Consider the following 26534-nt stretch of genomic DNA (forward strand, 5'->3'; position numbering starts at 1 on the left):
GCGAGGAAGCGGAGTGTAGGGGCCTACATGAGCATTCCGAGCCTGTTTTTAACGCAGCATGGCCGAGCGCAGCCACTTTTTGTACAGAGCCTAGGCTTTCAAGGCGAGTGGCGGCATGAATGCTTCCAACTCGTCTTCCACCGCCTCGATTATTCGCTCGACATCGGCGGCGTTCATCACGGTGGCGCAGGGGATGCCGGCAATGGCGATCATCGTCTCGCCGCTGGCACGATCGAAGAGCCGGGCGATCATGCTGCCAGGCGCATCCATGCTGGCCTCGAAGCCCATGGGGTGAAAATGCCAGCGCATCAGCTGGCAGGCGTTGGGAAAGGTGACTTTGCTGGCGGAGACACTATTCATGAATTGCCCACCTTGTTCATTGAGCGCTTCCTTGTGCTCGCGGTAGGTACGGAAGGGCCGTCACTGGACCAACCTGTGGAGCTTTTAAAAATAGCACCGGGATATGACACTCAACGGCTTTTTTTCAGGCCGTTTGGCGATTGCCCCGCACTTTTTTGATGCAGGTCATTTCCGCTAGCGACTTCGGCAAAACGCCATTATCCGGGGGCCATGCATTAGCCATTGAAGCGCTGGGCGAACTTCGGCAAGCTGCGCCTTTCCGTCCCCCTGAGCCCTTGTATCTGCCCCCTATGTCTGCCCCTGATGATGGCCCGGCGCAAACCCAGGCCACCGGCGAGACCGTGCTGCGCTATCACCTGTGCTGGAAGCACCGCGACCTCGATGGCGTCATGGCGCTGTATCACCCGGAAATCCAGTACAACGACTTTTTCCAGAACCGCACCCTGGGCCTGGACGAGCTGCGCGAGTACGTGCGCAACAGCATGCCGCGCGCGCCCGACGAAGCCCTGGAGCACAGTGACCGCATCCGCCTGGACGGCAATACCGCGTTCATTCAATACCAGGTGACCCTGCGCGGCGGGCAGGGCCTGGTGTCGTTTCGCGCCAGCGAGGCGATCACCGTGCGCGACGGCCTGATCTGGCGCGTCAACGAATACGCCTCGCTGGTGCGCGAGGCGGCGCCGAGCCAAGCCGGCGGCGGCACGCGGCCGGCGGTCAGCCGCCTGGGCCTGTCGCCGCGCCAGCTGAGCTTCATGGCCGAGGACCTGCAGCAGTACTTCGAGCGCCAGCAGCCGTACCTCGACCCGGAGCTGGACTTGCAGCGGGTGGCGAAGGAGTGCGGCTACAGCCGCAACCAGATCTCCTACCTGCTCAACCAGGTGCTGGGGCAGAGTTTCTACCGCTATGTGAACCAGGCGCGCCTGCAGCATCTGCTGGCGGCGCTGGACAAGGCAACGCCGCCGGTACGCATCGACGAGCTGGCGTTCGCCGCTGGCTTCAACTCGCTGTCGGCGTTCTACAGCTGTTTCCGCCAGCACACCGGCCTGTCGCCCAAGGCTTATGCCAAGCAAATTTCTTTGCGTGCACGCGCGCAAGACAGTCCCTGAGCCAAGGCACTAGGATCCTTGCCATCGAAGTTCGGGTGGCGGAGTGCGTGTATGCCAGCGTGGCGCAACATCAGTTTGTGGATGGATCAGCTCGACGAGCCACTGCTGGCCCGGCCGTCGCTGGAGCAGGACCTGGATGTCGACGTGGCGATCATCGGCGCCGGTTATACCGGGCTGTGGACCGCCTATTACCTCAAGCGCCTGGCGCCGACCCTGAATATCGCCATCCTCGAGGCGCAGACCGCCGGCTTCGGCGCTTCCGGGCGCAACGGCGGCTGGCTGATGGGCAACCTGCTGGGGGAGGACCGGCTGCTGGCCGGGCTGAGCCCTGAACAGCGCCGCGCCTCCTTCGACCTGCTGCACGGCATTCCCGATGAAGTGGCCATCGTCCTTGAACGTGAAGGCATCGACTGCGATTACCGCAAGGGCGGGGTGCTGTACTGCGCCGCGCGTTACCCCGAGCAGGAAATCACCCAGCGTCGCTACCTGGACAAGCTCTACAGCCAGGGCCTCGACGAGCGTGACTACCGTTGGCTGAGCCCCGAGCAACTGGCCCGGCAGATCCGCGTGGCCAAGGCCTACGGCGGCATCTACGCGCCCCATTGCGCGACCATCCAGCCGGCGAAGCTGGTGCGTGGCCTGGCGCGCGCCGTGGAGCGCCTGGGGGTATCGATCTACGAAAACAGCCCGGTCAGCCACTGGCAGTCCGGCAGCCTGCAAACCGCCAGGGCCAGCGTGCGATGCCGCTGGATAGTGCCGGCGGTGGAGGGCTATTCGGTGACCTTGCCGCCCCTGGGCCGTTACCAGCTGCCGGTGCAAAGCCTGTTGGTGGCCACCGAACCCTTGTCGGCCGCGACCTGGGACGAAATCGGCCTGAGCCAGGGCCAGGCGTTCAGCGAAAGCAGCCGCCAGGTCACCTACGGCCAGCGCACCGCGGATAACCGCCTGGTGTTCGGCGCCCGCGGCGGCTACCAGTTCGCCGGCAAGCTGCGCCACGACTTCGACCTGACCCGCAGCGAAGTCGAGCTGCGGCGCTACCTGTTCAGTGAGCTTTTCCCGCAGCTGAAAAATGTGCGGATCACCCACTCCTGGGGCGGCAACCTGGGCATGTCCCGGCACTTCCGGCCGCACATGCTCTGCGACCGCCGACACGGCATCGCGCTGTCCGGCGGCTATGGCGGCGAAGGCGTGGGCGCCAGCAACCTGGGCGGGCGGACCCTGGCCGAGCTGATCCTCGAGCGCGACAGCGAACTGACCCGCCAGCCCTGGGTGATCCCCGAGGGCGGCCTCGACGCCTTGCGCGCCTGGGAGCCGGAACCGTGCCGCTGGCTGGGCTACAACGCGATCATTCGCAGCTTCGTCCATGAAGACCAGACCCTGGCCAACCCGGCCACGCCGCCCTGGCGCCGCCGGCTGGCCAGCCGGGTGGCGGGTTTCATGGAAGGCCTGATGCATTGAGGCTGTTTTTTCACAGCGGTTTTCACAGCGGATTTTCCATCGACAGGTAGCACCATGAGCATCACTCAATTGAAGAACACCGCCCACGTCACCCTGGAGCAATCGGCCCCGGTGGCCGTGCCCCTGGGCAGCCCGGTCGCCGTGACCTCGGTGACCTGCGTCGAGCGCAACGATGGCGTCGAGACCGGCATCTGGGAGTGCACGCCCGGGCGCTGGCGGCGGCAGATCGTCGCCCAGGAGTTCTGCCATTTCATCCAGGGGCGTTGCACCTTCACCCCGGACAATGGCGAACCCCTGCTGATAGAAGCCGGCGATGCACTGATGTTGCCGGCCAACAGCACCGGGACCTGGGACATCCAGGAAACCGTGCGCAAGACCTATGTGTTGATTTTCTGATCCTTTGATTGCCTGCCAATAAAAACAACCCACACAGGAATCGCCCCATGATCCGTAGAAAACCGGCTTTATCGCTGTGCGCGCCGTTGCTGCTGGTGGCTTCATTCAGCCAGGCGGCCGAGACCGTGAAGATCTACAACTGGTCGAGCTACATCGCCCCGGACACCCTGAAGAACTTCCAGAAGGAAACCGGCATCGGCTTCAGCTACGACGTCTACGACAGCAACGAAACCCTGGACGGCAAGCTGATGACCGGCCGCTCCGGTTATGACGTGGTGTTTCCCTCCAACCACTTCATGGCCCGGCAGATCGAGGGCGGGGCGCTGAAGAAGCTCGACAAGAGCCAGCTGCCGAACTGGAAGAACCTCAACCCGGTGCTGCTCAAGGCCTTGCAGACCAACGACCCGGGCAACGAGCACGGCTTTCCGTACCTGTGGGGCAGCACCGGGATCGGCTACAACGTCGCCAAGGTCAAGGCGGTGCTGGGGGACAACGCGCCGGTGGACTCCTGGGACCTGATCTTCAAGCCCGAATACATGCAGAAGCTGCAGAAGTGCGGGGTGGCGATCCTCGACAACGGCCCCGAACTGCTGCCGGCGGCGCTGAACTACCTGGGCCTGCCGCACCACAGCAAGAACCCCGAGGACTACAAGAAGGCCGAAGCGCTGCTGCTGAAGATCCGGCCTTACGTCAGCTACTTCCATTCCTCCAAGTACACCGGCGACCTGGCCAACGGCGATATCTGCGTGGCGGTGGGTTTCTCCGGCGACGTCCTGCAAGCGGAAAGCCGGGCCAAGGAAGCCAAGAACGGCGTGGAAATCGGCTACGCGATTCCCAGGGAAGGCGCGCCGATCTGGTTCGACATGGTGGCCATGCCCAATGACGCGCCGGACGAAAAGGCCGGGTACGCCTACATGAACTACCTGCTGCGCCCGGAGGTGATGGCTGAGATCACCAACCATGTGCACTACGCCAACGGCAATGAGCAGGCCGACAGCCTGGTCGACCCGGCCATCAAGAGCGACACCAAGGTCTACCCGAGCCCGGACATGATGGGCAAGCTGTTCGCCCTGGAAGCCATGCCGCTGAATATCGACCGGATCCGCACCCGGGTGTGGAACAAGATTCGCACCGGCAGCTGAGGTATTGCCGCCGTTCCCCGCTCTGGCGACCGCCGGCGGGGAGCGCGGCCTTCACTGGTTTATCTTCAGCCGTACCGCCAGCATCACCCCCAGAACCTCACGCCCATGGTCGGTAAGAAAAGCGCCGCCCGTGCCGATCAAGTGCGTCATCTCGGGGCGTTCGTCGCATCGACCTTTCTGTCAATTGTCCGCGGACAATGGCGGGGTACGAGGCGGGATCATGCGCTTCGTACCAGTCGATTCAAACGCTGAAGCCAAACGCAGCAGCGTCGAATCGTCATAGGCACGACCGGCAAAGGTCAGTCCAACCGGCATGCCTGTGTCCGGCATGACGCCCATCGGTACGGTGACGGTGGGCACGCCCAGGTGGCGGATGGCGAGGTTGCCGTTGGCGACCCAGATGCCATTGCTCCAGGCGATGTCCGCTGACTGCGGATCGACGTCGGCATTCGCCGGGCCAACGTTGGCAACTGTCGGGAATAGCACGGCATCGAGCCCAAGCCGATCCATCCAGTCTTCAAGGTCGATTCGACGCGTCTGTTCAAGCCCTCGAAGTCCGCCAGCAAGAGTGGCGATCTGGTCCCAAGGGGTAATGCCACACTCGGCCATCTGCACGTACTCGCTCATGTCAATGGCAAAGGCACCCTGCTGACAGGACAGAGTGCCTGGATCGTGTGGAAAAATCTGCTGCCCGTCGACGTCGACCAGACGGTGCAATTTCGGATCGTTGTTGGCCCGCAGAAAGTCATCGAATGCCCAGGCCGAAAGATCCCACAATTCATGGTGCTGGAACTCTTCAGGCACTAGTCCGCGATTGAACACCTTTGACGCGCCAGGGCGATCACCCTCGTAATTGGAGACCAGAGGAAAGTCGACATCAAGCACTTCGGCACCTGCGGCTTCGAGTGCCTGGCGAGCTTGTTCCCAAAGGCCGATCACCGAAGGATGAGTGTTGATGCGCTGACCGGTTGGCCCACCAATACCCGGCGCCTCGGAGGTGCCGGCTTGCGGATCGGCGTTAATGTACATGCACGGAACGCCGAAGCGCTTTCCAACGAGTGCTCCACTGTTCGCCGCCAGCGACACATAGGAGGCTGGACGCACCGAAGCCACGCTCGGGATCGGCACCCAGGGCTGCATCCGCCACAGATCACCGCGTGTGTCGGGGTCTTCGGCCACCACCACGTCGAGCACCTCAAGCAGGTCCCCCATGGTTCTGGCATAGGGTACGACAACGTCCATCGTCGGTACCAATGGCCAGTTGCCTCGCACCGAAATCACCCCGCGCGAAGGTGTATAGGCACACAAACCGTTGTTCGAGGCAGGCCCCCGGCCGCTCGACCAGGTTTCTTCCGCCAGGCCGAAGGCGGCGAAACTCGCAGCGGTGGCAGTCCCTGCGCCGTTCGATGAACCCGAGGCGAAGGGCGCGGTGAGGTAGTCGGCGTTGTACGGGCTTTCCGCGCGGCCATAGACCCCGCGCTGCATGCCGCCGTTGGCCATGGGCGGCATATTGGTCTTGCCCAGGCAGATCGCCCCGGCGGCGCGCAGCCGTTCGATGGTGAAGGCATCGCGATAGGCGATCAGCTTGGCRAAGGCAGGGCTGCCGGAAGCCGCGGTGAGGCCCTTGACCAGATAGCTGTCCTTGGCCGTGTAGGGAATGCCATCGAGCGGGCCCAGGGTCTGGCCCTTGGCCCGGCGAGCGTCGGAGGCCTGGGCTTCCTTGAGCGCGTCGGGGTTGCGCACCACTACCGCGTTAAGGGCGGTGGGGGTGTCGGGGCCGTCGTAGGCATCGATCCTGGCGAGATAGGCCTGGGCCAGTTCAACGGCCGTTGTCTGGCCGGATTCGAGTGCAGCGCGCAGTTGGGCAATGGAAACTTCGGTGACCTCGATCATGCTGCTGCCGCCGACTGCTGATGGTTGAAAAGGTGATTGTTTCCATCACGCTGGAACTCGGACTTAAGGGCATCACTAAACTCAAAATGGACTTTCATAGTGGTTCTCGTTGCACTGAATTATGCGGCAGGTTCGGGACTTACAACCTGTGAGTTCTATTTAGCAATCAGCAGGGGAGGCGGAATTGATGTAAGGATTCGCACGCTGTTGTTGGCGCCTGACCGAACAGCGACGGTCTGAATCAGACCGTCGCTGAACTAATCCAAACCTCTGATCGGGCGCCCCTGGGGCCCTTTAGCAACTGTGGCTTCGGCAACAGCTATAGAGTCTGTGCCAAGCCTCCATCTTGTCGGACTCAGACACCTGACTTGATTCTTGTCCAGGCCCGGGTTCGTGCACGCTCCGCCTCTCGGGGCAGCGGTTTCACGCTGTAGAGCGTTTTCATGGTCGCTTCGGTCGGGTACAGGTTCGGGTTGTTGCGAATCGCCGGATCAACCAGTTCAGTGGCGTCCTTGTTCGGGTTCGGGTAGCCGACAAAGTCGCTGATTGGCGCGATGACTTTCGGTTCTAGCAAGTAGTTGATGAAGGCGTAGGCGTCTTCCGGATTTTTCGCTGATTTCGGGATCGAGAGCATGTCAAACCACACGGGTGCGCCTTCCTTGGGCAGACGCATGTCGACCACCACGCCATTCTTGGCGTCCTTGGCACGGTTGTTGGCCTGGAAGAAGCTACCGGAATAACCGACTGCGACACAGATATCGCCGTTGGCGATGTCGGCCATGTACTTGGACGAGTGGAAGTAGGTGATAAACGGACGGACCTTCATCAACAGTTCTTCAGCCTTGGTGTAGTCGGCCGGGTTGGTGCTGTTGGGGTCCAGGCCAAGGTGTCGCAGGGCCAGCGGCAGAATCTCCGACGGCGAGTCGAGCAGGGCCACGCCGCATTGCTTGAGCTTGCTGATGTTCTCTTCCTTGAAGATCAGGTCCCAGCTGTCCACCGGTGCGTTATCCCCCAGCGCGGCTTTGACTTTTTCCGGGTTGAAACCTATCAGGACGGTGCCGTACATGTAGGGCACACCGAATTTATTGCCCGGGTCGTTGTCTTCGACCAGCTTCATCAGATTGGGATCGAGGTGTTTCCAGTTTGGCAGCTTGCTGCGGTCCAGTGGCTGGAACACTCCCGCCGAGATCTCTTTAGCGAAGAACATGTCGCCCGGGTTCACCACGTCATAACCGGAGTTGCCGGTGAGCAGCTTGGCTTCCAGGGTTTCGTTGGTGTCGTAGACGTCGTAGACCAGTTTGGTCTGCGTGTTCTGGGCCTTGAAATCTTCCAGAGCCTTGGGGGTTATGTAGTCGAACCAGTTATAGACCCGCAAGGTGCGATCTTCGGCATGGGCGAGAGAGCTGAGCAGGCCGAGCCCGCAAAAGACTTTACCAAGCAAGCGAAGGGGGCTGTTCTTGATCAATTTTAATCCAACCTTTGTAGGAACTATGTTTAAACGCAAACGTGCGTTAGATAAGTATTTTCTGGATGTCGAAAGTGTGTTCATACACAGCACTCTTCTTTCGGAACTGACAACAAGGGGGCTTGAAGTTCTGTCAGCAAATTGGCAATCCATTCGTGTTGATGGGGTTGCAGCGCTTCTCCTGTCATACCCTGCATATCAGCAAGATTGGGATCGGTAATAGCAGTGGACTGCTCGCTCAATGTCTCAATAACGGCTAGGCCCATGTAAATCTCATGCCGGATAAAACCGGTCTTCATTGCACAAACCCTTGCCGAACTGCCATCAAATCGACCAAAGAAAGTGATGAGCGAGTCAGTAGGGTAGGAGGAAGGTCAGGAGGGGGGAATGCCTCTATCGGGGTAGGTGAGCTCTTTGGCGTCGCCGCATTCCTCAACCATGAGTATGGTCATCTCCAGCTACTGCGCCCTGTGCAGCGATGAGCCGCTCGATGCGGTTTCGCATCGGGCGGATGTACGTCGTATCTTGAGCTTTCTATTGCCTGGAATGCAGTAGTCCGAAATAAGCTCCCGGGGTAACAAAGTCCTGATCGACGTCCTTGGCGACCAGGGCGATTTATTACGAAATAGCCAGGCTGCTCTTGGCGGTGCTTTTCGTCTGAGGGGCGTCAATGAAGAGGTAGAGCTCATTCACCCTCTGGCGCTCTGCAGCATTGGCGGGGAAGAGCAGGGTGATGGTTACGTACACCGCGAAGTTCACAACTAAAGCAACCACTCCCGAGGTCAAACCCTCCAGTTGAGGCAGGGAGGTCGGAAAGTACCACTGTAGAACCCCGGCACACACGAATCCGCTGATCATCGAGCAGACCGCGGCTGCAGCAGTTCCACGTTTCCAGAAGATCCCGAGGAAAATGGTTGGAGCCAGTTGGACTATGCCCTGGTATGAGGTCATTGCAAGAGTGATCAGGTGACTGGATTTAGTGGTTGATACCGCGAAGACTGCTGCAAGGATGGTCAGTATTGCTACGGTCAATTGTCCAATGCGGTGGTTCTCAATCCGACGTTCCTGCAGTACCCCAACGATGTCATTCGCGGTCTGTGCGCCGAGTGCTTGCAGATTGGCGCCGACGTTACCCATGGTTGCTGCTACCACGCAGATGCCGGCCAGAGTCACCACGAGCACCCCACCGACTTCAGCTGCGATGAACCATACCGCGTCCGGAGACTCTTGAACCCCGGGAAGCGTCGAGGCGCTCAAGGCCAGCAGAGTGATCGAGGTGCCGAATATAAGCAGAATGGGTGCGACCTGAACTGCTGACTTCTGGATTGTCCTGGTGCTACGAGAAGCAAAGAGCCTGACGAAGATGTCCGGCCAGCACCATCCACCCAAAGCGCCAGTGACGATCAAGGAGAACAGGTACAGAGGCCCGAGCTCGCTACCAGGGCCTGGAATGGTGAACATGCTGGAACTGGATTGCCCGAATCCATGTCCGTTGGTGGTCAGCCAGACCAGAAGGCCAAGCGCGATAAGTGTCCCGATCAGGTAGGCTGCGATTCCTTGGATCATGTCGCTGACGATGACGCCCCGGGCGCCGAAGCGGATGGTCCAGATTTGACGAGCGACAATCAGGCCGATACCGATGAAGACTGCAGTGGTAGCACTTACAGCACCGAACGATAAGTGCGTGAAAACAAGTGTCAGAGATTGCATGCCCAGCACGATCCACGGGAAGGACGCGATGATGCCTATCGCCGCGGCGACCACCCGCACGGTCTTTGAGTTGTAGCGCAGGCCGAGAAGGTCGGCTTGCGTGCGAAGGTCAAACGCTTTGCCCCACATGTGTACTGGCTTGGCCAGGAGGAACATGAGCACTACCGCGAGAAGCGAGTAGGGGACGTAGTAGAATCCGATGATTCCTGAGGATGCCGCGAAACCCGCGAAAGAGATGAAAATTGTCCCCGGAAGCCAGGTGTTCACGAACGCCATGGTTGAGTAGAAGCTACCGAAGGAACGTCCACCCGTTGCGTATTCGCTGAAACTGCCCGATCCATCGGTTTTGTGGCTCTTTTCCAGAGCATAAATAATGATCAGGAAGAAAATTAACACCCCGCCGTAGCCAATGAGCATCTGCATTTTATTCACCCTCTTGTTTTGAGCATGCCGCGATCAGCGGAAGAGACAGAGTCACGAACAAGCTTGATCCCAGGAAGTAGGTAAGGGCTTGCGTTGGTGATCCGTTTCCGAAGTGCCAATGCAACGGCGCTGCTAGCATCAGAAGAAAGTCCGCTAACACGATGAGTTTTATCAAGAGTGGTTGTGATGTGTTTGAATCACGCTCGGCAATAAGTTGCGACATGGCAAGACCTTAGGTTTATTATTTGAATGGACTGAAATGTGTCGATTACATATTTTGCGAGTGTCAGCTACGGCGCGCTGTTTCGGCAGGACATTGCAGTAGCTTCCTTATCTCCATGAGATGTTCGCGCTGGTAGCTCTGTGTCTCCTGGCCGAAAAGCCCCTTCATGTCATCGAGGTTGGGGTCTGAAATGCCGGTTTTGATGCCGCTCAAGGTTTCGATAACTGCAAGCCCCATGTAGGGAACAGTGTTCTGTTCATAGCCACCCTCGTGGCACATCACCAACTTTCCTTTGCATGAAATATCCGCGGCCTCCATCACTCTTTGTGTCAAGTCTCGGAAGCTATCGCTATGCAGCAACATTCGACCCAAGGGGTCGTAAGCTCCGGCATCGAAGCCGCAGGAGACGATGATCAGCTGTGGGTCGAATTCCCTGAGCGCCGGCACGATGAGTGTGTCCATTGCTCCCAGATAAGCTCCGTGACCGGAACCTGGAAGCATGGGGATATTCAGGTTGTAGCCAGCTCCTGCGCCAAGGCCGCGCTCCTCGGCACACCCACTGTCACTGGGGTAATTTCCCTTTTGGTGAATGGAGATCGTCAATACCTTGGACGATTCCCAGAAGATGTCTTGCGCGCCATTACCGTGGTGGACATCCCAATCCACGATGGCGACGCGTTCCAGGCCATGCTTTTCGATTGCATGTTTAGCGGCAAGAGATCCGTTTGCGAAAAGGCAGAAGCCCATCGCTGCATCGGCAACAGCATGGTGCCCTGGTGGGCGAACCAGGGCGTAGGCGTTTTTCACATCCCCACGCATCACTGCATCTACGGCCTCAATGACGCCGCCTGCGGACAGTGCCGCTATGTCATAGCTACCTGCACCAAAGGGCGTGTTAGCGCTGAAGGCTCCACCTCCGGCCTTTGACATTGCCTCAAGTTCATCCAGGTAGGCAGCCGAATGAACCATTTCGAGTTCATCTCGTCGTAAGGCTCGGGGGCGAATGTGAAACAAATCGTCTGTTATGCCACTGACATCCAAAAGATTTTTGAAGCGTCGTTTCGTCTCCGCTTCTTCGAATGGAGTACCAGGCTGGATCGTCAACCCTGGTTTGTAGATTCCGGCATGGCACCCCGTCGAATGCCACATGAATAGCTCATGCCAAACGAACCCAGTCCCCATTTTCTACCTCGTCATCAAATCTGTTATTAGCGTTGCAATTGATTTGCCTCATCAGCTTATGCCCTGGGGGTAGGGGAGACCATGCCGCTATAGGGGTAGGCGGGTGGTTGTGATTGGGGGGAGCATGCGGCCTGGCAGCCGATTAGTAGGGAGGACGCCCTGCCAAAGGGTGGTAGCGCAACACAATCTGTCATCCAGCGGTTCGCACGCTGCTGGGGGTGTGTTTCCCCTGTACAGGCTTTGCTTGGGTTTTTTAGAGGCAATGCGCCTCACGAACTTGAATTCGATGAGGCGCTTGAGTGATCAGAAGAGGTAGGTGGCGTAGACTTGAAAGGCAGAGAAATCCTTATCTCCAAACACTTCTTTGGCCGCCGTCTTCGGCTTTACCAGATTGTACGAGAGAGTGATGTAGGCGTTCTTTGTAAGGGTGAGGTCAGCGAAAATAGCGGCTTCATCTGCAAACTCTTTGCTGCTTACAGCAGTGCCGTAATAATTTCTTTTGTCCAGGTCGAAGTCGTAATACGCGGCACCCAGGGTCACCTCGGGCGTTATAGGGAATGCTGCCTTCCACATTCCAACCACTTCGTTGCTGTTGTTTAGCAAGTAGTTGCCAGTGATGTCACCGATTACCCAAGCGCCGCGCTCCATGTAGCCTTTGGCCAGAGGGTCCCAGCTTTCTCGCTTTCCGTCGGTAGCGTCGTCGTCTCCAGAAAATGCCGCATAGCGGTAAGTGATCTGTGGTGTCGCGGGCAAAGCAGAGAACGTGTATGCAGCCTGGGCATACCAAGCGTTCCCTTTGAACTCGACGCCTTCACCGCTTCCACGTTGGACTGCATATTCAGCGTCGAGAGTCAGATCATCAATGCCTGGCAACTTCATTGACATAAGTCTGAAGTCGTAGACGTTCATTCCGTTCTTCGGGGCTGTGCGCTGGAAATTTGAATCGGTATCGCTCACATGGATGTACGCTGCACCCAGCTTGCCGTAGGTGGAGTTGTAGTCCATGTTGATGCCAGACAGCTTTTGATGACCCATGTGCTTATCGGTCGTAACGGTAAATGCTTCTGCTGAGAAAGCTGATTTGCCCGCATAACGAAGGATGATGGTGTCTTCAAACGCTCGGCGCGGATCTCCCCAGTACGTTCCTTCGTCGAGCATCCCTAGATGCCCATCCGCGATGATGAAACCGTTGCCGATCACGTAGCTTTGACGGCCTGCGCTTATACTCAGATCTTTGTATTGGGCGCCTAAATAAAGATCTTCCCAACTGGTCCTGCCATCTCCCCCACGCGTGTATCCGCCGGCATCACCGTCGCCACTGGTGTGGGTTGTGATGAATGATAGACCCGAGAAAAATTTCACGGAATCATTCAGGTCGTATTTAAGTTCAAGTTTTGGTTTTAGGAATGTTTCGAACCAGTCTGCACTATCTCCGTGATTTTCTCCGTTACGGTAATCAATCTGGCCAAGACCAAAGTTAATTCCTTTTGTCGAGAGTGCCGCTCCGCCTACCAACACGCTGGTGCTGCCACTCAGATCGCCGTAAGTAAAGTTGTATTCGGCTTTCGCTACTGGAAGTTGTGTTACCGCTATAGCGGTAAGTGTGACGCCACTAATATTTTTGAAAAAACTTGGCCACAGCCTGTTGCTGTTCCCCATAACACTCTCCGAACTTTTATTGGATGGGTAGCGATACCCTTTTTATGAGAAGTGCGAGGCGACCGTTGACGCTATTTTTTAAGCCCTAGCATCTGCGAATAGCAGTTTCGTCCTTGGCGGTCGCACTAAATTACCTTACTGGAGAGATCTGGCACGAGACATACCCCTATTGGGGCAATTTGCTGGAAAAGCATCAGCTTGCGTCGGGTATTCGGGAAACCTTCAACGACGGCATTCAAGCAAAGTGCCGTGGTTTGATCATCTGGGTGCTCTGTGCAACTTCCAAAGCGTGTATCTGGGAAACTTCGACCACATGGCGGTACCGCCCTTCAAGGTAGCGCGGCTGGTGAGGCCAGAGGAGAGTATTGACTTGGGTGGCTGGCGGGGCCGCTTGCTGGGCGTACGAACGCCAGCACCTGCGGGCGTTCTCGCGTGCTTTCAGAACAAACGACGTAGTAGTTGTGCAGTAGTGCTGGCACGGAGATTGGTAAGGGGCAGACCCATCGTCCTTCGTCCAGGTCCCGGGCAGAGACCGTTTCATCGCTCAGTCCGTAACTCGCTTACGGCGTCATCGATTTCGCTCATGGCGATTGCTGCACGCTTTTGCAACTGACGGCCACTTGGGGTGAGGACTAACTGCCGCCGATGTTTAGAGAAGAGCTCTACTCCCCAGACCGGACTGCAGGGCTTTGAGTTGTTGACTCACAGTGACAAGTAGCTCTATCGGCACCAGAATCGAATCGTCAGCGCTCGCTCCATTGAGCAACATGTCTGGAGTTTCCCTCGTAAGGGGAAGGAAGTACCGTTGCGGCAAATCGGCTGCACAGTTGCAGTTCAGTATTGACTCCCAGCTTGGCATAAATATTTCTACGATGGACCTTGACGGTCTGTGCACTGATCTCCAGCAGGCGAGCAATTTCTTTGGTGCACTTGCCTTGTAACATCCATCGAGTGATTTCCCGCTCCCGCACGGTCAGCAGCTCCTCACCGAATCTGGCCAGACGTGTTTCGATGGAATGTGGCATAAGATGCGCGTCTTGCTTTACCGACCGCTGCTTCCAGAAGTTTTTCAGCAAACACTCGATCAGCGGATATACGCTGCTCAAGGTTGCCAGTTCGTCTTCTTGGGCAACACCGCCACGTCGGCCAATCGATAGCACCAGGGATTGGCGGGGCGCCACTGGCAACAAGATATCTATCTCGTCATGGAGGTGTAGATCCTCATAGTAGGTTCGGTAGTACGCAGAGTTTTTCAGCGAGCAAGTACTTGCATTGATTTGAATCACGCTACCCGTGCCGTCATATCGAAGCTTATCCAGCAGCGGGTCGTCTTTGTATGCCGATGCGAGGTAAATTTCGAAATACTGATAATGCCGATGCGCTGGGATGTCATGAGAAATGATTATCGGTAAATCGCTGCCATGGTCATACGCCTTGAGGATGAAAGTATCGTGTTCGATAAATTGTTTCATCGCATCGGAAAGCAATCCCGGAAGGCCATTCTCCAATTGTCTGTCAAACAGACTTGCAAGGACCATATTCCAGTTCACAACTTCCTGGAGCGACAATATCTGATTGAGTGCCATGTTCAATACCGCTTGTTCGAGAGCGATTGCAGGGAGAAATTAAGCAAAAAACGCGCCAGAGGAGCTGTGCACGAACCTTGGTGGGCTGGACCGCCAGAGTTGCACCATCAGGCAGGGGGCCTTTGCTCACTCTGGACCCAGCGAATCTGCCTGAATCATTTCAGGGCGTGTTGAAGGCAGTGGGAATGGCTGTCCCGAATGTTACTCCACGTATCGCAACTCTTTCTAAACAGTTGGAGAGTGTCCCTATTTTCCACACCCGGTCAGACTATCGTGAGCGGTCAGTAGAGAGACTCTTCCATTGCCGATTGGCAATGGGTTAACGACCTACCCCAATAGTTGTATGTACAGCTACCGGTCTACTTTTTATTCTTCTTTCAATCCTGCTCCCAATGCCTGATCGTACTAGGTGTGGGGCGATTTAAAACATAATTACAAGGACGCTATGGTACGTCATGGTGCCGTTGCTACAGACAATGCAAGTACCATGAAAAATGCTGGCAAACCTTTACCTTTCGGATGCGAATGCGGCGCCGCTAAAGGCGTTTTTACATAAAGGCATCGTTTTGTTTGAATCAAAAATCCCGATGTAAGAACGACCTCGGTCGGTCGAAAGTGTTCTTATGGCTATTCAAGCTAGCGCTTGGGAAATTTCCTACAAGTTGCTGGGATAAATCCTTCGCTTCTAATGAAATGGAATTGCCAGAATTTTCCCCTCAAGTCATTGGCAGAGTAACTGGCGAGATGTGCTCCCCTAGCGTCCTGGTTTTAGCAGAACAATCGTTTCAGCGTGGCGCGTTAGTTACGGCTCTCCAGCATCTGGGTGTCGACGATATTTTGCAGGCGGATGACAGCGAGCGGGCCCTGACGCAAATATACCGGGCGGGAGGCGTTGACATTGTGCTTTGTGACCTGAGCAATACGACCGTCAACTGTCTGGACTTTCTGACTCAGGTCGCAGAGAACGGCATGGCTCATGCGGTTGTACTGTGCAGTGAGCTGAAACCGGAATTGCGCCGTGCAGTCGAACAGATGACCTGTCTTTCGGGGTTGCAGATGCTCGGCGTCATGAGCAAACCCACGCAGCTGTATAGGCTGCAGGAAATCCTCAGTCGCTATTCTCGCCGGCGGCCGGCACCGGACGTCGAGTCGGCGCCTCACTCCAGGCTCCCGAGCGAGGAGGACGTGCGGCGGGGACTGGCCCAGGGAGAGTTCAGGGCCTGGTTCCAACCCAAGTTCGATTTGAAAACTTTCGCGGTGGCCGGGGCCGAGGCGCTGGTGCGTTGGCAGCACCCGGTCAGAGGCCTGCTGTTGCCCAGGGACTTTCTGGCGGCCGTGCTGGCCTATGACCTGATCGACGAAATGCTCAAGCAACTGCTGGAGCAAGGGATGAGTTTGCTGAATGCCTTGCGCCGATCCGGTCTGGGCCTGGAGTTGGCGTTCAACCTTCACGCCTCGCAATTGGCCCGCAATGACCTGATCGAGCACATCGAGCAGCTGTTGAAGCGCCACGGTTTCCCAGGATGGACGTTGTTGTTCGAAGTGGCTGAAAACGGCTTGCTGGATGTTCCTCGCACGACGCGGGAAAACCTCCAACGCTTGCGCATGATGGGGTGCGGCCTGTCGATCGATGATTTCGGCATGGGCTTTTCATCGTTGACGTTGCTCTGCCAACTGCCGTTCAACCAGCTCAAGCTCGACGGCCAGCTTGTCCGCCCCATCGAGGATCCGCGGACTCATGCGATGGTCACCAGCACCGTGGCACTGGCCCGCGCGCTGAACATGAGCCTGGTGATCGAAGGCGTCGGCAGCCAGGTTATTCGCGACGGACTGGTGGCGATGGGGTGTTCATTTGGCCAGGGCTTCTACCTGGCGCGTCCGATGGAGGCCCAGCGGTTCCTGCGGTGGTTGCAGGAGTCTGATTCACCCACTTGAAAGCGTCAGTCCCGGTTCCTCAAACAGCTCGATATAACTGCCTGATTACTGAGTGATCCGGGCAGCATAAGCCGGTGATGTGTTCCATACTTTTGTAATGCATGACCCATTCGTCACTGGTGTTTCCTGTGCGTATTGCAGTGAGGTTCAAATGCATAAAGCGTTGATTGTAGACGATCATCCCTTCATTCGGGCGACGGTGAAGGTGTTGCTTGAGCGTGAGCAATTCGAAGTCGTTGGCGAGGCTGACAATGGTGCCGATGCCGTGCAAATGGCTCGCAAGTATCAGCCGGAACTGATTCTGCTGGACATCGCCATGCCCAGTCTCGACGGACTGGAAGTTATCAACCGGATAAGTGCGCTGAAACTGTCGAGCAAGATCCTGGTGTTGACCTCTCAGTCCGCAGCGTTCTATGCCATGCGCTGCATGAAGGCGGGCGCTGCCGGTTATATCTCGAAAACCGATGAGTTGAGCGAGCTGAGCAAAGCGATCAAGGCGCTGATGGCCGGCTATACCTTTTTCCCCAATCTTGCAGGAAACTCTGTACGTCGCAGCGACATAGACTCCACCGAGTTGGAGATGATTCGCGGCCTGTCCGATCGAGAACTGGTCATCTTGCAGCAACTTGCCAGGGGCCTGAGCAACAAAGAAATCGGTGATGCCATGTTGTTGAGCAACAAGACCGTCAGCACTTATAAAACCCGCCTCATTGAAAAGCTCAATGTGAAGTCGGTGGTGTATCTGGCTGACTTTGCCAAGCGCAATAACCTGATCTAGATGAAAACTCTTCTGCGTTGCTTTGGACTGGCCGTCTGTCTGCTCGGTCAGTTGGGGAGTGTTTCGCCGGTACAGGCTGCGGTGCAAACCCTGAACCTCTTCGGTCGTTCGAATGGCGAACTGCCTTCGGTCGTTCTGGATGAGGCGGACTGGCGCTGGTTGCGCGATAAAGGATCACTGCGTCTGGGTGTATCGCTGCCGGACAGCGTGCCCTTCGGCATGATCACTGGAGGCCAGGACTACGAGGGCATCACGGCCGATTATGCCGCGCTGCTGGCCGGCATGTTGCACATCAAGATCGAAGTGCTTCGTTATGATTCCCGGGCCGAGGCGATGCGGGCGCTGAGGGACGGTGAGCTGGATCTGGTGGGTACCGTCAACAGTTTCGATGGGACAGATCCAGAGCTGGTGCTCACCAGTGCCTATGTGCAGGCCCCGTCGGTGCTGGTGACGCGCAGCGGCGCCGGCCAGGTGCTGGTGCCCGACCTGGCTGGCAACCGCCTTGCCATCGTTGATCAGGTTCAGCCGACGGACGCGGTCACCGCGAACTACCCCAAGGCTGTGCTGCAGCTGCACTCATCGGCCCAGAGCGCGATCGGCGCCGTGGCATTCAATCAGGCAGATGCGTATCTGGGCGATGCCGTCAGTACCCATTATCTGGTCGGCAAATACTTCCTCAATGACGTCTACCTGACGACGTTGTCGAGTGTGTTCAGCACACATTTCTCGTTCGCCCTGAATCAGCGCAACGGTCAGCTCCTGCAGATCATCAATGCAGCGCTGGAGGTGATCCCGATCAGCGATCGCATGACGATCCTGCATCGGTGGGGGGCAGGGGACCTCAACGTTGCCGGCCTTGATTCACTCCAGTTCACCGCAGCCGAACAACGCTGGATGCAAAAGCACCCTCGGCTGACCGTGGCCGTCAACGACAGTCTCCCGCCGGTCTCCTTTTTTGATGGGCAGGGCGAATTCCGGGGCATCGGCGCCGAGGTGCTGGCCAAGGTCAGCCAGCGCACCGGTCTGAAATTCGATGTCCTGCGCAGCAGCTCGATGGAGAAACTGGTCGAGCAGGTCCGGGCCGGCAATGCGGATCTGATCGCAGCCTTCACCCCCAGCACGGTCCGTGAAGGCGAACTGCGGTTCACCCGGCCTTATATGACCAGCCCGTTTGTCCTGATCACGCAGAACGAGGCGGGCAGCGCGCAATCCTTTGAGGGCATGGTTGGCAAGCGACTGGCGATGCGGCGCGGCAATGCGTTGCAGGAGTACATTCGTGAGACATTCCCGGGCATCCAATTGGTCGAGACAGCGACGTCGGCCGAGGCCTTGGCGTTGGTGGACAAAGGCGAGGCGGACGGTGCCCTCAATTCGCTGATCAACGGGCGCTACATGATTCTGCGTCAGTACCGCGACCGTCTGCGGGTGGCCGGTGTGGTCGGTCCGCTGTCGGCCCAGACGGGTTTCGCCACCGATCGTGGGGCGCTGGAACTGTATTCGATTCTGGACAAGGCCCTGCAAAGCATTCCTCCGGAGGAGCTGGATGAACTGACGAGCCGATGGCGCCACGACGTGGTGATCGATAACGATAGCTGGCTGCACCATCGCTCGGCGGTCATCCAGGGGTTTGTCATTTTCGCGCTGTTGCTGATTCTGGCGCTGTTCTGGATCGTTCATCTGCGCAAACTGGTGTCTATCCGTGAAAAGGCAGAACTGGCGCTCAACGATCAGATGGAATTCATGCGGGCCTTGATCGATGGCACGCCCCATCCGATTTACGTGCGCGACCGTGAAGGTCGACTGATCAGTTGCAACTCGGCCTACCTGGACGCGCTGGGCCTGCCGCGCGAAGCCGTGATGGGCAAGCGACTGACCGACAGCCCGGTGGTTGGGCATTCCGATGCTCAGACGTTCCAGGCCGAATACGTCAAGGTCATGGAGAGCGGCACGCGATGGATTAAGGATCGCACCTACACTCACAGCGATGGCGTGGTGCACACGGTGTATCACTGGATGCTGCCGTATCACACCAGTGAAGGCGTGGTGATGGGCATCATTGCCGGCTGGATCAACATCAGCGACCGCCAGCGTCTGATGGATCAACTGCAGAGCGCCAAGCAAAGCGCCGACGACGCCAACCGGGCGAAAACCACCTTTCTGGCGACCATGAGCCATGAAATCCGCACGCCGATGAATGCCGTGATCGGCATGCTCGAACTGGCGATGAAGAAGGCCGACCAAGGCGTGATGGATCGCTTCGCCATCGAAGTGGCCTCAGGCGCGGCCCGGGGGTTGCTGGATCTGATCGGCGACATTCTCGACATTGCCCGTATCGAATCCGGCCGCCTGTCCCTGACCCCGGAACGGGCCAGCCTGCGTGAGCTGGTCGAGTCGGTGGTGCGCATGTTCGAAGGGGTGGCGCGGCAGAAGGGGGTGCGGCTGTTGCTGGATTTCGACCTCAAGGCCTGTCGCGATGTCCTGATCGATCCCCTGCGTTTCAAACAGATTCTGTCCAACCTTCTGAGCAACGCGATCAAGTTCACCGACGAAGGCGAAGTGCGTTTGAGCGTTCAGACTGTACTCGACGTGTGCGGCGAGCGTCTGGCGATTCATGTCCAGGTGAAGGATACCGGCATCGGCATTTCGGCCGAAGATCAGGCGCTGTTGTTCAACCCGTTCGGCCAGGCCCGCAATAATCATCAGTCGGCGCGGGGTGGTTCGGGGTTGGGGCTGGTCATCAGCCGTACCTTGTGTGAAATGATGGACGGGCACTTGCACCTGACCAGCGTGCCGGGCAAGGGCACACAGATCGATATCCGCCTCGATCTTCTGATCCTGCAACCTGTGCCCGCTGCCGAGTCGCCCGCGGCCGTGCTCACGGATCAGGCGAGTGTGCTGAACATTCTGGTGATCGACGATTACCCGGCCAACCGATTGCTGCTCTCTCAGCAATTGTCTTACCTCGGTCACAGCGTCAGCGACGCCGAGGACGGCGCCCATGGCCTGCGCGCCTGGCGCAACGGCCATTTCGATGTGGTGATCACTGACTGCAACATGCCGGTCATGAACGGTTATGAATTGACACGGGCCATCCGTGACGAAGAAAAGTCCTCGGGGGCCGAGCCTTGCTTGATCCTCGGCCTGACCGCCAATGCTCAGCCAGAGGAAAAAGACCGCTGTCTGGCAGAGGGGATGGACGACTGCCTCTTCAAACCGATCAGCCTGGGTGACCTGAGTGCCCGGCTTGCCTCGGTGCAGTCCGGGGCGGAGCTATCTACGGATAGCGCCCCGAGCCCTGTTGTCGAGGGCGACATCAATCTGAGCAGCCTGCAGCAACTGACCTATGGCGATCACAACGCGATCAGGAAATTGCTGGGGGATCTGGCCAGCAGTAATGAAGAGGATATGTTGCGGCTCATCAAGCTGTTCGGCGAGCATGACTTGTCGGGGCTTTCCAGTCTGGCCCATCGGGTCAAGGGCGGGGCGCGGCTCATCAAGGCAGGCAGTCTGATCCTGTGCTGCGAGCAGTTGGAAACCGTCTGTATGGGGGCTGACTCTGCCGCCCTGACAGAAGCGGTGGATGCGTTGCAACAAGCGATGGAGCAATTGGCGCATACGCTGGAGCGGCACATGGCTGATCCAGACGCTGTCGAGAGAGGGGCCGGCGTCGCCGTCGATTAGAATTTGGGAAAAATCCTACATTGACAAGGAAGTTTCCTAAAGATGCCCTCAGGCCAAGCCCGGACAATTGGCTCATTCCCTCTCTTGTGAGCTGCGTCCATGTCCATGCTCCCTTTGCGTATTCTGGTTCTTGGCGACACGGCATCCGGTGCTTCAGGGGTGGCCAACAGGCTGCGACAAGCCGGTTGCCAGGAAGTCTTTGTTGCCACCGAGAGCGTGCAAGCCCTCGCGATCCTCGAACAGACCGGTCCAGTGGATATTACGCTGTGCGACTTGCGCATGGAGAATGCGGGCGTCCTGGACTTTCTGCAGGGGATGGACCGATTCGGGTTGGCAGGGTCGATCATCGTCAGCAGCACCGTATTGGCCGAAGCACGCAGTGTACTGGGGTCATTGGTTGCACTTTTGGGCATGGCGCTGCAGGGCGATGTCAGCAAGCCTTTGCAACCCGGGGCATTACAGCTATTGCTGGCCAAACACTTGAACGAGCCCATCAACGAATCGGGTGTGCTGCCTGTCGTACCGGCCACTGAAGAAGAGGTTCGTCGGGCGCTCGCCGGCCATCAGTTGCACACCTACTTTCAGCCCAAGTTCAATCTGCAGACGGGGGACGTATGCAGTATCGAAGCGCTGGCGCGATGGCACCATCCCTTTAAAGGTGTCCTGCCGCCCTCGGTGTTCATGCCGGTTATCGAGCGTTGTGGATTGATGGATGAGTTGCTGTTCCTTCAACTGGAACACGGGCTGAGACTCCAGCGCCAGGCACTCAATCAAGGGTTTGCTCTGAATGTCGCGTTCAATCTGCATGCGGGGCAACTGGTCAACCCGGACCTCACGGGCCGGATTCAGACCATATTGGCGGCTCATGATCTACCCGGTTCCGGGCTTACCTTCGAGCTGACCGAAACGGGGTTGCTCGAAGCACCGGCGATCAGCCTGGAAAGCCTGGTGCGCCTGCGAATGATGGGCTGCAGTCTGTCTATCGATGATTTCGGCGCGGGTTTTTCTTCGTTGCAGCGGTTGTGTCAGTTGCCGTTCAACGAAATCAAACTCGATGGCGAGTTCGTGCGTGGTCTCAAGCACGAGCCGCGCCGTCGCGCAGTCATCAGCAGCACTCTGGCACTGGGCGAAGCGCTGGGCATGTCGGTGGTGGTCGAAGGGATTGAAACCGAAGAACAACGCACAGTGTTGTTGGAACTTGGCTGTACGCAAGGGCAGGGCTACTTGTGCGCACGGCCGATGTCGGCGGCCAGTTTATTGAACTGGCTGGACCTTCAACGAGGGATGACGGCCAGTTATTGAGCGGACCTCTCAAGTGCGCGACTTATTGGTTGTCAGTCATGCATGAACTTATTTAGAAATCGCATAACGCCAAAAACATTTATTACATGTTCTTTGGCGTTTTTTGTTTGGGCGTGTTGATGCGCCTCACTGAAGTTGGCTGGGAAATTTCCTACAAACAGCAGGAATTTTCCTAACTGAATTCGCCATACAAGTCGAGACAATACGATCACTTGATTCCATTGTGATGTCTTTTCGCTACGTGAAGCGAAGTTCGAGTCTTGTCGATTACTGACGGGATTCGATGCTTGCCGGCAAGGTTCTGGGTCCGCAATCGAATTGAAGGCGAAAGTCATCACGCCATGGATGACGCGTATTTCGGAGGTTGGCTCTCGCCAAATTAACAAATGAACAAAATTTACTCTGTGGTTTGGAACGCTTCGATAGGTTGCTGGGCGGTGGTTTCTGAGTTGGTTTCGGCCAAAGGAAAGAGATCGGGGGCCAGTTGCGCTCTTGGCGTGGGCATTTCGTCGGAGGATTCAGCCTGTTGGTCTTCCCTCGGGGGCGGATTTTTGCTGAAAAGTTCAGTGACGGCGTTAGTCTTGGTGCTGCCGTTAACGGGACATGCCTCATACTCACCTCCAAGTAACGGATCAGGCTGCGGCAGCGGTGCCGTTAACTATACGGGTGTAGACGGTTCCACCCAATCTCGAACTTTTGGGGATGGGAGTGGAAATACTTCGATACTTTCCGGCTGTGACAGCAATGCAACTGGCTTCGTCGGCGCAACCTTGATCGGCACAGGTTTGGTCGCGAATGGAAAGTACGCCACCGCGGTTGGCTATCTGAGTGTGGCAGGAATACAGGCTACCGCTCTGGGCACGCAAGTCACCGCAGCCAACTACAGCATCGCCATTGGCGCTTTGAGTAAGACTTCCGCAGATGGAGCTATTGCAATCGGCGGGTACCCTGCTGCGGGTGTTGCGAACGCTGTGGGCGCGCAAGCGGCTGCGACGAATGCAATTGCAGTCGGCAGCGGGTCATCTGTCGTCTCGACGGCTACTTCAGGCATCGCCGTTGGCAATGGCGCCACAGTCAATGGCGCTTTCGGTATTGCACAGGGTGACGGGATTATCAGTGGCGCGACCGGCCAGAACGTTGCGATCGGTTCGTCCGGCACCACTGCTAACTCCAGCACGGCTGCCGGCGGTGCAGTGGCCATCGGACGCGGACAGAAAGCCACGGGCAACGGCGCAGTTGCGATCGGCGATCCGAACGTAGCGAACGGTACCGGCGCGGTGACGATGGGTGCGGACAATACGGCGGCAGGCAATCTGGCTGGTACGATCGCTGCCAATGGCGCGGTTGCCATCGGCAATGCCAATATCGCGATCGGTCAAGGTTCGGTGGCACTGGGTAATGCCAGCAAGGCATCGGCGGCAGGCGCCGTGGCGCTGGGCGATACCGCAGTGGCTAACAATACCAACGATGTGGCGTTAGGTTCGAAGTCAACGACAGCTGCTCCGCATACCGGCACTACTGCGCAATTTGGTGCTACTGCAGCGGGCGTGCAAGCAGCTGCTTCGACCAATGGTGTGGTGTCGGTGGGTGCGGCAGGTACTGAGCGCCAGATCCAGAACGTTGCGGCAGGCGTGATTTCTGCCACCAGCACCGACGCCATCAACGGTTCTCAGCTGAATTCGGTCGTCACCGGCGTCAACAACCTGGGCACAACAACAGCCAGCACGCTGGGCGGCGGCGCGACCTATAGTCCGGCGACCGGCAATATCAGCGGCTTCAGCCAGCCGATCAACAGTATCAGCGCTACCGGTGCAGTGACCGGGCCTACGGCGCAGGCGAATGTTGCATCTGCCTTGACAGCGCTCAACACCAATGTGAATAACACGGCCAATATCGCCGTCAAATACGATGCCGCCGGGGGCAACAGGATCACTTTGGGCGCGACTGGCGGGGCCGGAGCAGGCGCTCCGGTGACGATCACCAACCTGGCACCGGCGGCACTGAATGGCACCAGTACGGATGCAGTGAACGGGTCGCAGTTGTTTGCCACCAACACCACCGTTAATAACATCAACAACGGCGCGGGTATCAAATACTTCCACGCCAACTCGACCTTGGCCGACAGCACCGCCACCGGTACCGACAGCGTCGCAGTGGGACCTACCGCCAGTTCCACTGCTACTAACGCTGTAGCCCTGGGCAATGGCGCGACGGCAGGGACGGCTAACTCTGTGGCCCTGGGCAGCGGCTCTTCCGCCACTGGCACAACGTTGGGCAATGCAGCTTACGGCGTCGGTGGCGCCGCGACAGGTGGTGAAGTGAACATCGCCAATGGCGCTGATGGCCGTCGCATTACTGGTTTGGCGGCAGGCAGCTCGGCGACAGACGCCGTCAACGTCAGCCAACTGAACAAAGCAGGCCAAGACACGGCGACTGCCCTGGGCGGCGGTGCGGCGCTTGATGCGAACACCGGGGCATGGACGGCGCCCAGTTATTCCACCAACAGCATCAGCACAACCGGTGCCAACACCGGCCCATTGGTCAGCAACGACGTTGGCGCGGCACTGAGCAACCTCAACACCAGCCTGACCAACACCGCTGCTGTGGCAGTGAAATACGACGATGCTTCCACCAAAACCCAGGTGACCTTCAACCCTGCGGGTACGGCGGTGAAGTTGACCAATGTCGCAGTTGGTGCCTTGAACAGCACCAGCACCGACGCGGTGAATGGCTCACAGCTGTTCGCGACCAACCAAACCGTCGACAACATCGTCAACAACGGCACCGGGATCAAGTACTTCCACAGCAATTCGGTGCTCGCCGACAGCAGTGCAACGGGCCAGGACAGCGTGGCCATCGGCCCGCTCGCGAGCGCGACCATTGCCAACGGCGTGGCGCTGGGTTCCAACTCGTCCGCCACCGGCACGACGTTGGCCAATGCGGCTTATGGTGTCGGCGGGGCGGCGACGGCGGGTGGCGAAGTCAATATCGCCAACGGCGCCAATGGTCGTCGTATCACCGGTCTTGCCGCCGGTTCCAGCGCGACGGACGCCGTCAACGTCAGCCAACTGAATAAAACAGGTCAGGACACAGCGACCGCCCTGGGCGGCGGCGCGGCACTCGATGCGAGTACCGGAGCATGGACGGCGCCGAGTTATTCGACCAACAGCATCAGTGTGACCGGCAGCGACACCGGGCCTTTGGTCAGCAATAACGTTGGCGCGGCGCTGAACAACCTCAATACCAGCGTGACCAACACCGCTGCCGTGGCGGTGAAGTACGACGATGCCGCGACTAAGGATCAGGTGACCTTCAACCCGGCGGGTACGGCGGTGAAGTTGACCAATGTCGCGGCCGGTACCTTGAACGCCACCAGCACCGATGCGGTGAACGGCTCACAGCTATTCGCAACCAACCAAACCGTCGACAACATCGTCAACAACGGCACCGGGATCAAGTACTTCCACAGCAGTTCGGTGCTCGCCGACAGCAGTGCAACGGGCCAGGACAGCGTGGCCATCGGCCCGCTCGCGAGCGCGACGGTGGCCAACGGTGTGGCGCTGGGTTCCAACTCGTCCGCCACCGGCACGACGTTGGCCAATGCGGCTTACGGTGTGGGTGGTGCAGCAACCGGTGGCGAAGTGAACATCGCCAATGGCGCTGACGGCCGCCGCATTACTGGCCTTGCCGCTGGCTCCAGCGCAACGGATGCCGTCAACGTCAGCCAACTGAACAAAGCAGGGCAGGACACTGCGACCGCCCTGGGCGGTGGTGCAGCGCTCGATGCATCCACCGGAGCATGGACAGCGCCCAGTTATTCCACCAACAACATCAGCGCAACCGGTGCCAACACCGGCCCATTGGTTAGCAACGACGTCGGCGCAGCACTGAGCAACCTCAACACCAGCCTGACCAACACCGCCGCTGTGGCAGTGAAATACGACGATGCCGCGACTAAAGATCAGGTGACCTTCAACCCGGCAGGGACTTCGGTGAGGTTGACCAATGTCGCTGGAGGTACGTTGAACGCTACCAGCACCGATGCCGTGAATGGCAGCCAGTTGTTTGCGACCAGCCAGAACACGGCAGCGGCACTGGGCGGCGGTGCGGCAGTCAATGCGACCACGGGGGCATGGACGGCGCCCAGTTACTCCACCAACAGCATCAGCGCGAATGGTTCCAATATCGGCCCATTGGTGAGCGGTGACGTCGGCACGGCACTGACCAATCTCAAT

At 58.1% G+C, this 26534-nt stretch carries 17 protein-coding genes and 1 pseudogene; 10 read left to right on the forward strand and 8 right to left on the reverse strand.

Annotation, left to right across the window (positions count from 1 at the left end; all coding sequences use genetic code 11):
* Positions 1–90 precede the first annotated feature (90 nt).
* Positions 91–360, reverse strand: coding sequence for a DUF1652 domain-containing protein (locus tag ACTJKT_RS26670; RefSeq protein WP_025808720.1), 270 nt, complete (start codon positions 358–360; stop codon positions 91–93).
* A gap of 290 nt (positions 361–650) precedes the next feature.
* On the opposite strand from ACTJKT_RS26670, the gene ACTJKT_RS26675 reads away from it, so the two are divergent.
* From ACTJKT_RS26675 to ACTJKT_RS26690, 4 genes are read left to right on the forward strand one after another with little or no spacing between them, the layout of a single operon-like run.
* Positions 651–1466, forward strand: coding sequence for a helix-turn-helix domain-containing protein (locus ACTJKT_RS26675; RefSeq protein ID WP_440789184.1), 816 nt, complete (start codon positions 651–653; stop codon positions 1464–1466).
* 51 nt (positions 1467–1517) lie between these two features.
* Positions 1518–2924: an NAD(P)/FAD-dependent oxidoreductase gene (locus ACTJKT_RS26680; protein WP_440789185.1), complete on the forward strand. Its 1407-nt coding sequence runs from the start codon at positions 1518–1520 to the stop codon at positions 2922–2924.
* Positions 2925–2978: 54 nt separating this feature from the next.
* Positions 2979–3320 (forward strand): cupin domain-containing protein, encoded by a 342-nt coding sequence (locus ACTJKT_RS26685; RefSeq protein ID WP_440789186.1) that lies wholly within the window; start codon positions 2979–2981, stop codon positions 3318–3320.
* A 47-nt stretch (positions 3321–3367) separates the two neighbouring features.
* Positions 3368–4462 carry a polyamine ABC transporter substrate-binding protein gene (locus ACTJKT_RS26690; protein WP_440789187.1) on the forward strand — a complete coding sequence of 365 codons (1095 nt, stop codon included), beginning with the start codon at positions 3368–3370 and terminating at the stop codon, positions 4460–4462.
* A 180-nt stretch (positions 4463–4642) separates the two neighbouring features.
* Here ACTJKT_RS26690 and ACTJKT_RS26695 read toward each other — a convergent pair whose 3' ends face one another.
* The 7 genes from ACTJKT_RS26695 to ACTJKT_RS26725 form a co-directional block, all read right to left on the reverse strand.
* Positions 4643–6355, reverse strand: a complete 1713-nt coding sequence (locus tag ACTJKT_RS26695) for an amidase (RefSeq protein WP_440789189.1) — start codon at positions 6353–6355, stop codon at positions 4643–4645.
* A 355-nt stretch (positions 6356–6710) separates the two neighbouring features.
* Positions 6711–7796 (reverse strand): polyamine ABC transporter substrate-binding protein, encoded by a 1086-nt coding sequence (locus ACTJKT_RS26700; protein ID WP_440789191.1) that lies wholly within the window; start codon positions 7794–7796, stop codon positions 6711–6713.
* A 104-nt stretch (positions 7797–7900) separates the two neighbouring features.
* Positions 7901–8119, reverse strand: a complete 219-nt coding sequence (locus ACTJKT_RS26705; RefSeq protein WP_440789193.1) for a hypothetical protein — start codon at positions 8117–8119, stop codon at positions 7901–7903.
* Positions 8120–8438: 319 nt separating this feature from the next.
* Positions 8439–9953 (reverse strand): sodium:solute symporter family protein, encoded by a 1515-nt coding sequence (locus ACTJKT_RS26710; protein ID WP_440789195.1) that lies wholly within the window; start codon positions 9951–9953, stop codon positions 8439–8441.
* Positions 9954–10239: 286 nt separating this feature from the next.
* Complete coding sequence (locus tag ACTJKT_RS26715; RefSeq protein ID WP_206429400.1) at positions 10240–11325, reverse strand: class II histone deacetylase; 1086 nt, start codon at positions 11323–11325, stop codon at positions 10240–10242.
* 336 nt (positions 11326–11661) lie between these two features.
* Complete coding sequence (locus tag ACTJKT_RS26720; RefSeq protein ID WP_440789197.1) at positions 11662–13017, reverse strand: alginate export family protein; 1356 nt, start codon at positions 13015–13017, stop codon at positions 11662–11664.
* 743 nt (positions 13018–13760) lie between these two features.
* The gene (locus ACTJKT_RS26725) at positions 13761–14603 is read right to left on the reverse strand and encodes a LuxR C-terminal-related transcriptional regulator (protein WP_440789199.1); all 843 of its coding nucleotides are present in this window, start codon (positions 14601–14603) and stop codon (positions 13761–13763) included.
* 570 nt (positions 14604–15173) lie between these two features.
* Between ACTJKT_RS26725 and ACTJKT_RS26730 the strand changes: the two genes are divergently transcribed.
* From ACTJKT_RS26730 to ACTJKT_RS26755, 6 genes and pseudogenes are all read left to right on the forward strand, one after another.
* Positions 15174–16538: an EAL domain-containing response regulator gene (locus tag ACTJKT_RS26730; RefSeq protein ID WP_440789201.1), complete on the forward strand. Its 1365-nt coding sequence runs from the start codon at positions 15174–15176 to the stop codon at positions 16536–16538.
* A gap of 151 nt (positions 16539–16689) precedes the next feature.
* On the forward strand, positions 16690–17316 hold the full coding sequence (locus tag ACTJKT_RS26735) for a response regulator transcription factor (protein ID WP_025808732.1): 627 nt from the start codon (positions 16690–16692) through the stop codon (positions 17314–17316).
* Entirely contained in the window at positions 17317–20997 is a 3681-nt protein-coding gene (locus ACTJKT_RS26740; RefSeq protein WP_440789203.1) for a transporter substrate-binding domain-containing protein, read from the forward strand. It abuts the gene before it with no gap.
* A gap of 99 nt (positions 20998–21096) precedes the next feature.
* Positions 21097–22299 carry an EAL domain-containing protein gene (locus ACTJKT_RS26745; RefSeq protein ID WP_440789205.1) on the forward strand — a complete coding sequence of 401 codons (1203 nt, stop codon included), beginning with the start codon at positions 21097–21099 and terminating at the stop codon, positions 22297–22299.
* 386 nt (positions 22300–22685) lie between these two features.
* Positions 22686–22790: pseudogene (locus tag ACTJKT_RS26750) on the forward strand (ESPR domain-containing protein); the annotation flags it as partial.
* A gap of 279 nt (positions 22791–23069) precedes the next feature.
* Positions 23070–26534: beta strand repeat-containing protein (locus tag ACTJKT_RS26755; RefSeq protein ID WP_440789211.1), on the forward strand; the 3465-nt coding region annotated here is incomplete at its 3' end.

The organism is Pseudomonas sp. 22526, from assembly GCF_052044735.1.
In the GTDB taxonomy this organism is placed as follows: Bacteria; Pseudomonadota; Gammaproteobacteria; order Pseudomonadales; family Pseudomonadaceae; genus Aquipseudomonas; species Aquipseudomonas piscium.

Excerpts from the sequence above, each read along its gene's own strand:
- ACTJKT_RS26670 (WP_025808720.1), bottom strand. The coding sequence starts at position 360 with ATGAATAGTGTCTCCGCCAGCAAAGTCACCTTTCCCAACGCCTGCCAG.
- ACTJKT_RS26675 (WP_440789184.1), top strand. The coding sequence starts at position 651 with ATGTCTGCCCCTGATGATGGCCCGGCGCAAACCCAGGCCACCGGCGAG.
- ACTJKT_RS26680 (WP_440789185.1), top strand. The coding sequence starts at position 1,518 with ATGCCAGCGTGGCGCAACATCAGTTTGTGGATGGATCAGCTCGACGAG.
- ACTJKT_RS26685 (WP_440789186.1), top strand. The coding sequence starts at position 2,979 with ATGAGCATCACTCAATTGAAGAACACCGCCCACGTCACCCTGGAGCAA.
- ACTJKT_RS26690 (WP_440789187.1), top strand. The coding sequence starts at position 3,368 with ATGATCCGTAGAAAACCGGCTTTATCGCTGTGCGCGCCGTTGCTGCTG.
- ACTJKT_RS26705 (WP_440789193.1), bottom strand. The coding sequence starts at position 8,119 with ATGAAGACCGGTTTTATCCGGCATGAGATTTACATGGGCCTAGCCGTT.
- ACTJKT_RS26710 (WP_440789195.1), bottom strand. The coding sequence starts at position 9,953 with ATGCAGATGCTCATTGGCTACGGCGGGGTGTTAATTTTCTTCCTGATC.
- ACTJKT_RS26715 (WP_206429400.1), bottom strand. The coding sequence starts at position 11,325 with ATGTGGCATTCGACGGGGTGCCATGCCGGAATCTACAAACCAGGGTTG.
- ACTJKT_RS26720 (WP_440789197.1), bottom strand. The coding sequence starts at position 13,017 with ATGGGGAACAGCAACAGGCTGTGGCCAAGTTTTTTCAAAAATATTAGT.
- ACTJKT_RS26725 (WP_440789199.1), bottom strand. The coding sequence starts at position 14,603 with ATGGCACTCAATCAGATATTGTCGCTCCAGGAAGTTGTGAACTGGAAT.
- ACTJKT_RS26735 (WP_025808732.1), top strand. The coding sequence starts at position 16,690 with ATGCATAAAGCGTTGATTGTAGACGATCATCCCTTCATTCGGGCGACG.
- ACTJKT_RS26740 (WP_440789203.1), top strand. The coding sequence starts at position 17,317 with ATGAAAACTCTTCTGCGTTGCTTTGGACTGGCCGTCTGTCTGCTCGGT.
- ACTJKT_RS26745 (WP_440789205.1), top strand. The coding sequence starts at position 21,097 with ATGTCCATGCTCCCTTTGCGTATTCTGGTTCTTGGCGACACGGCATCC.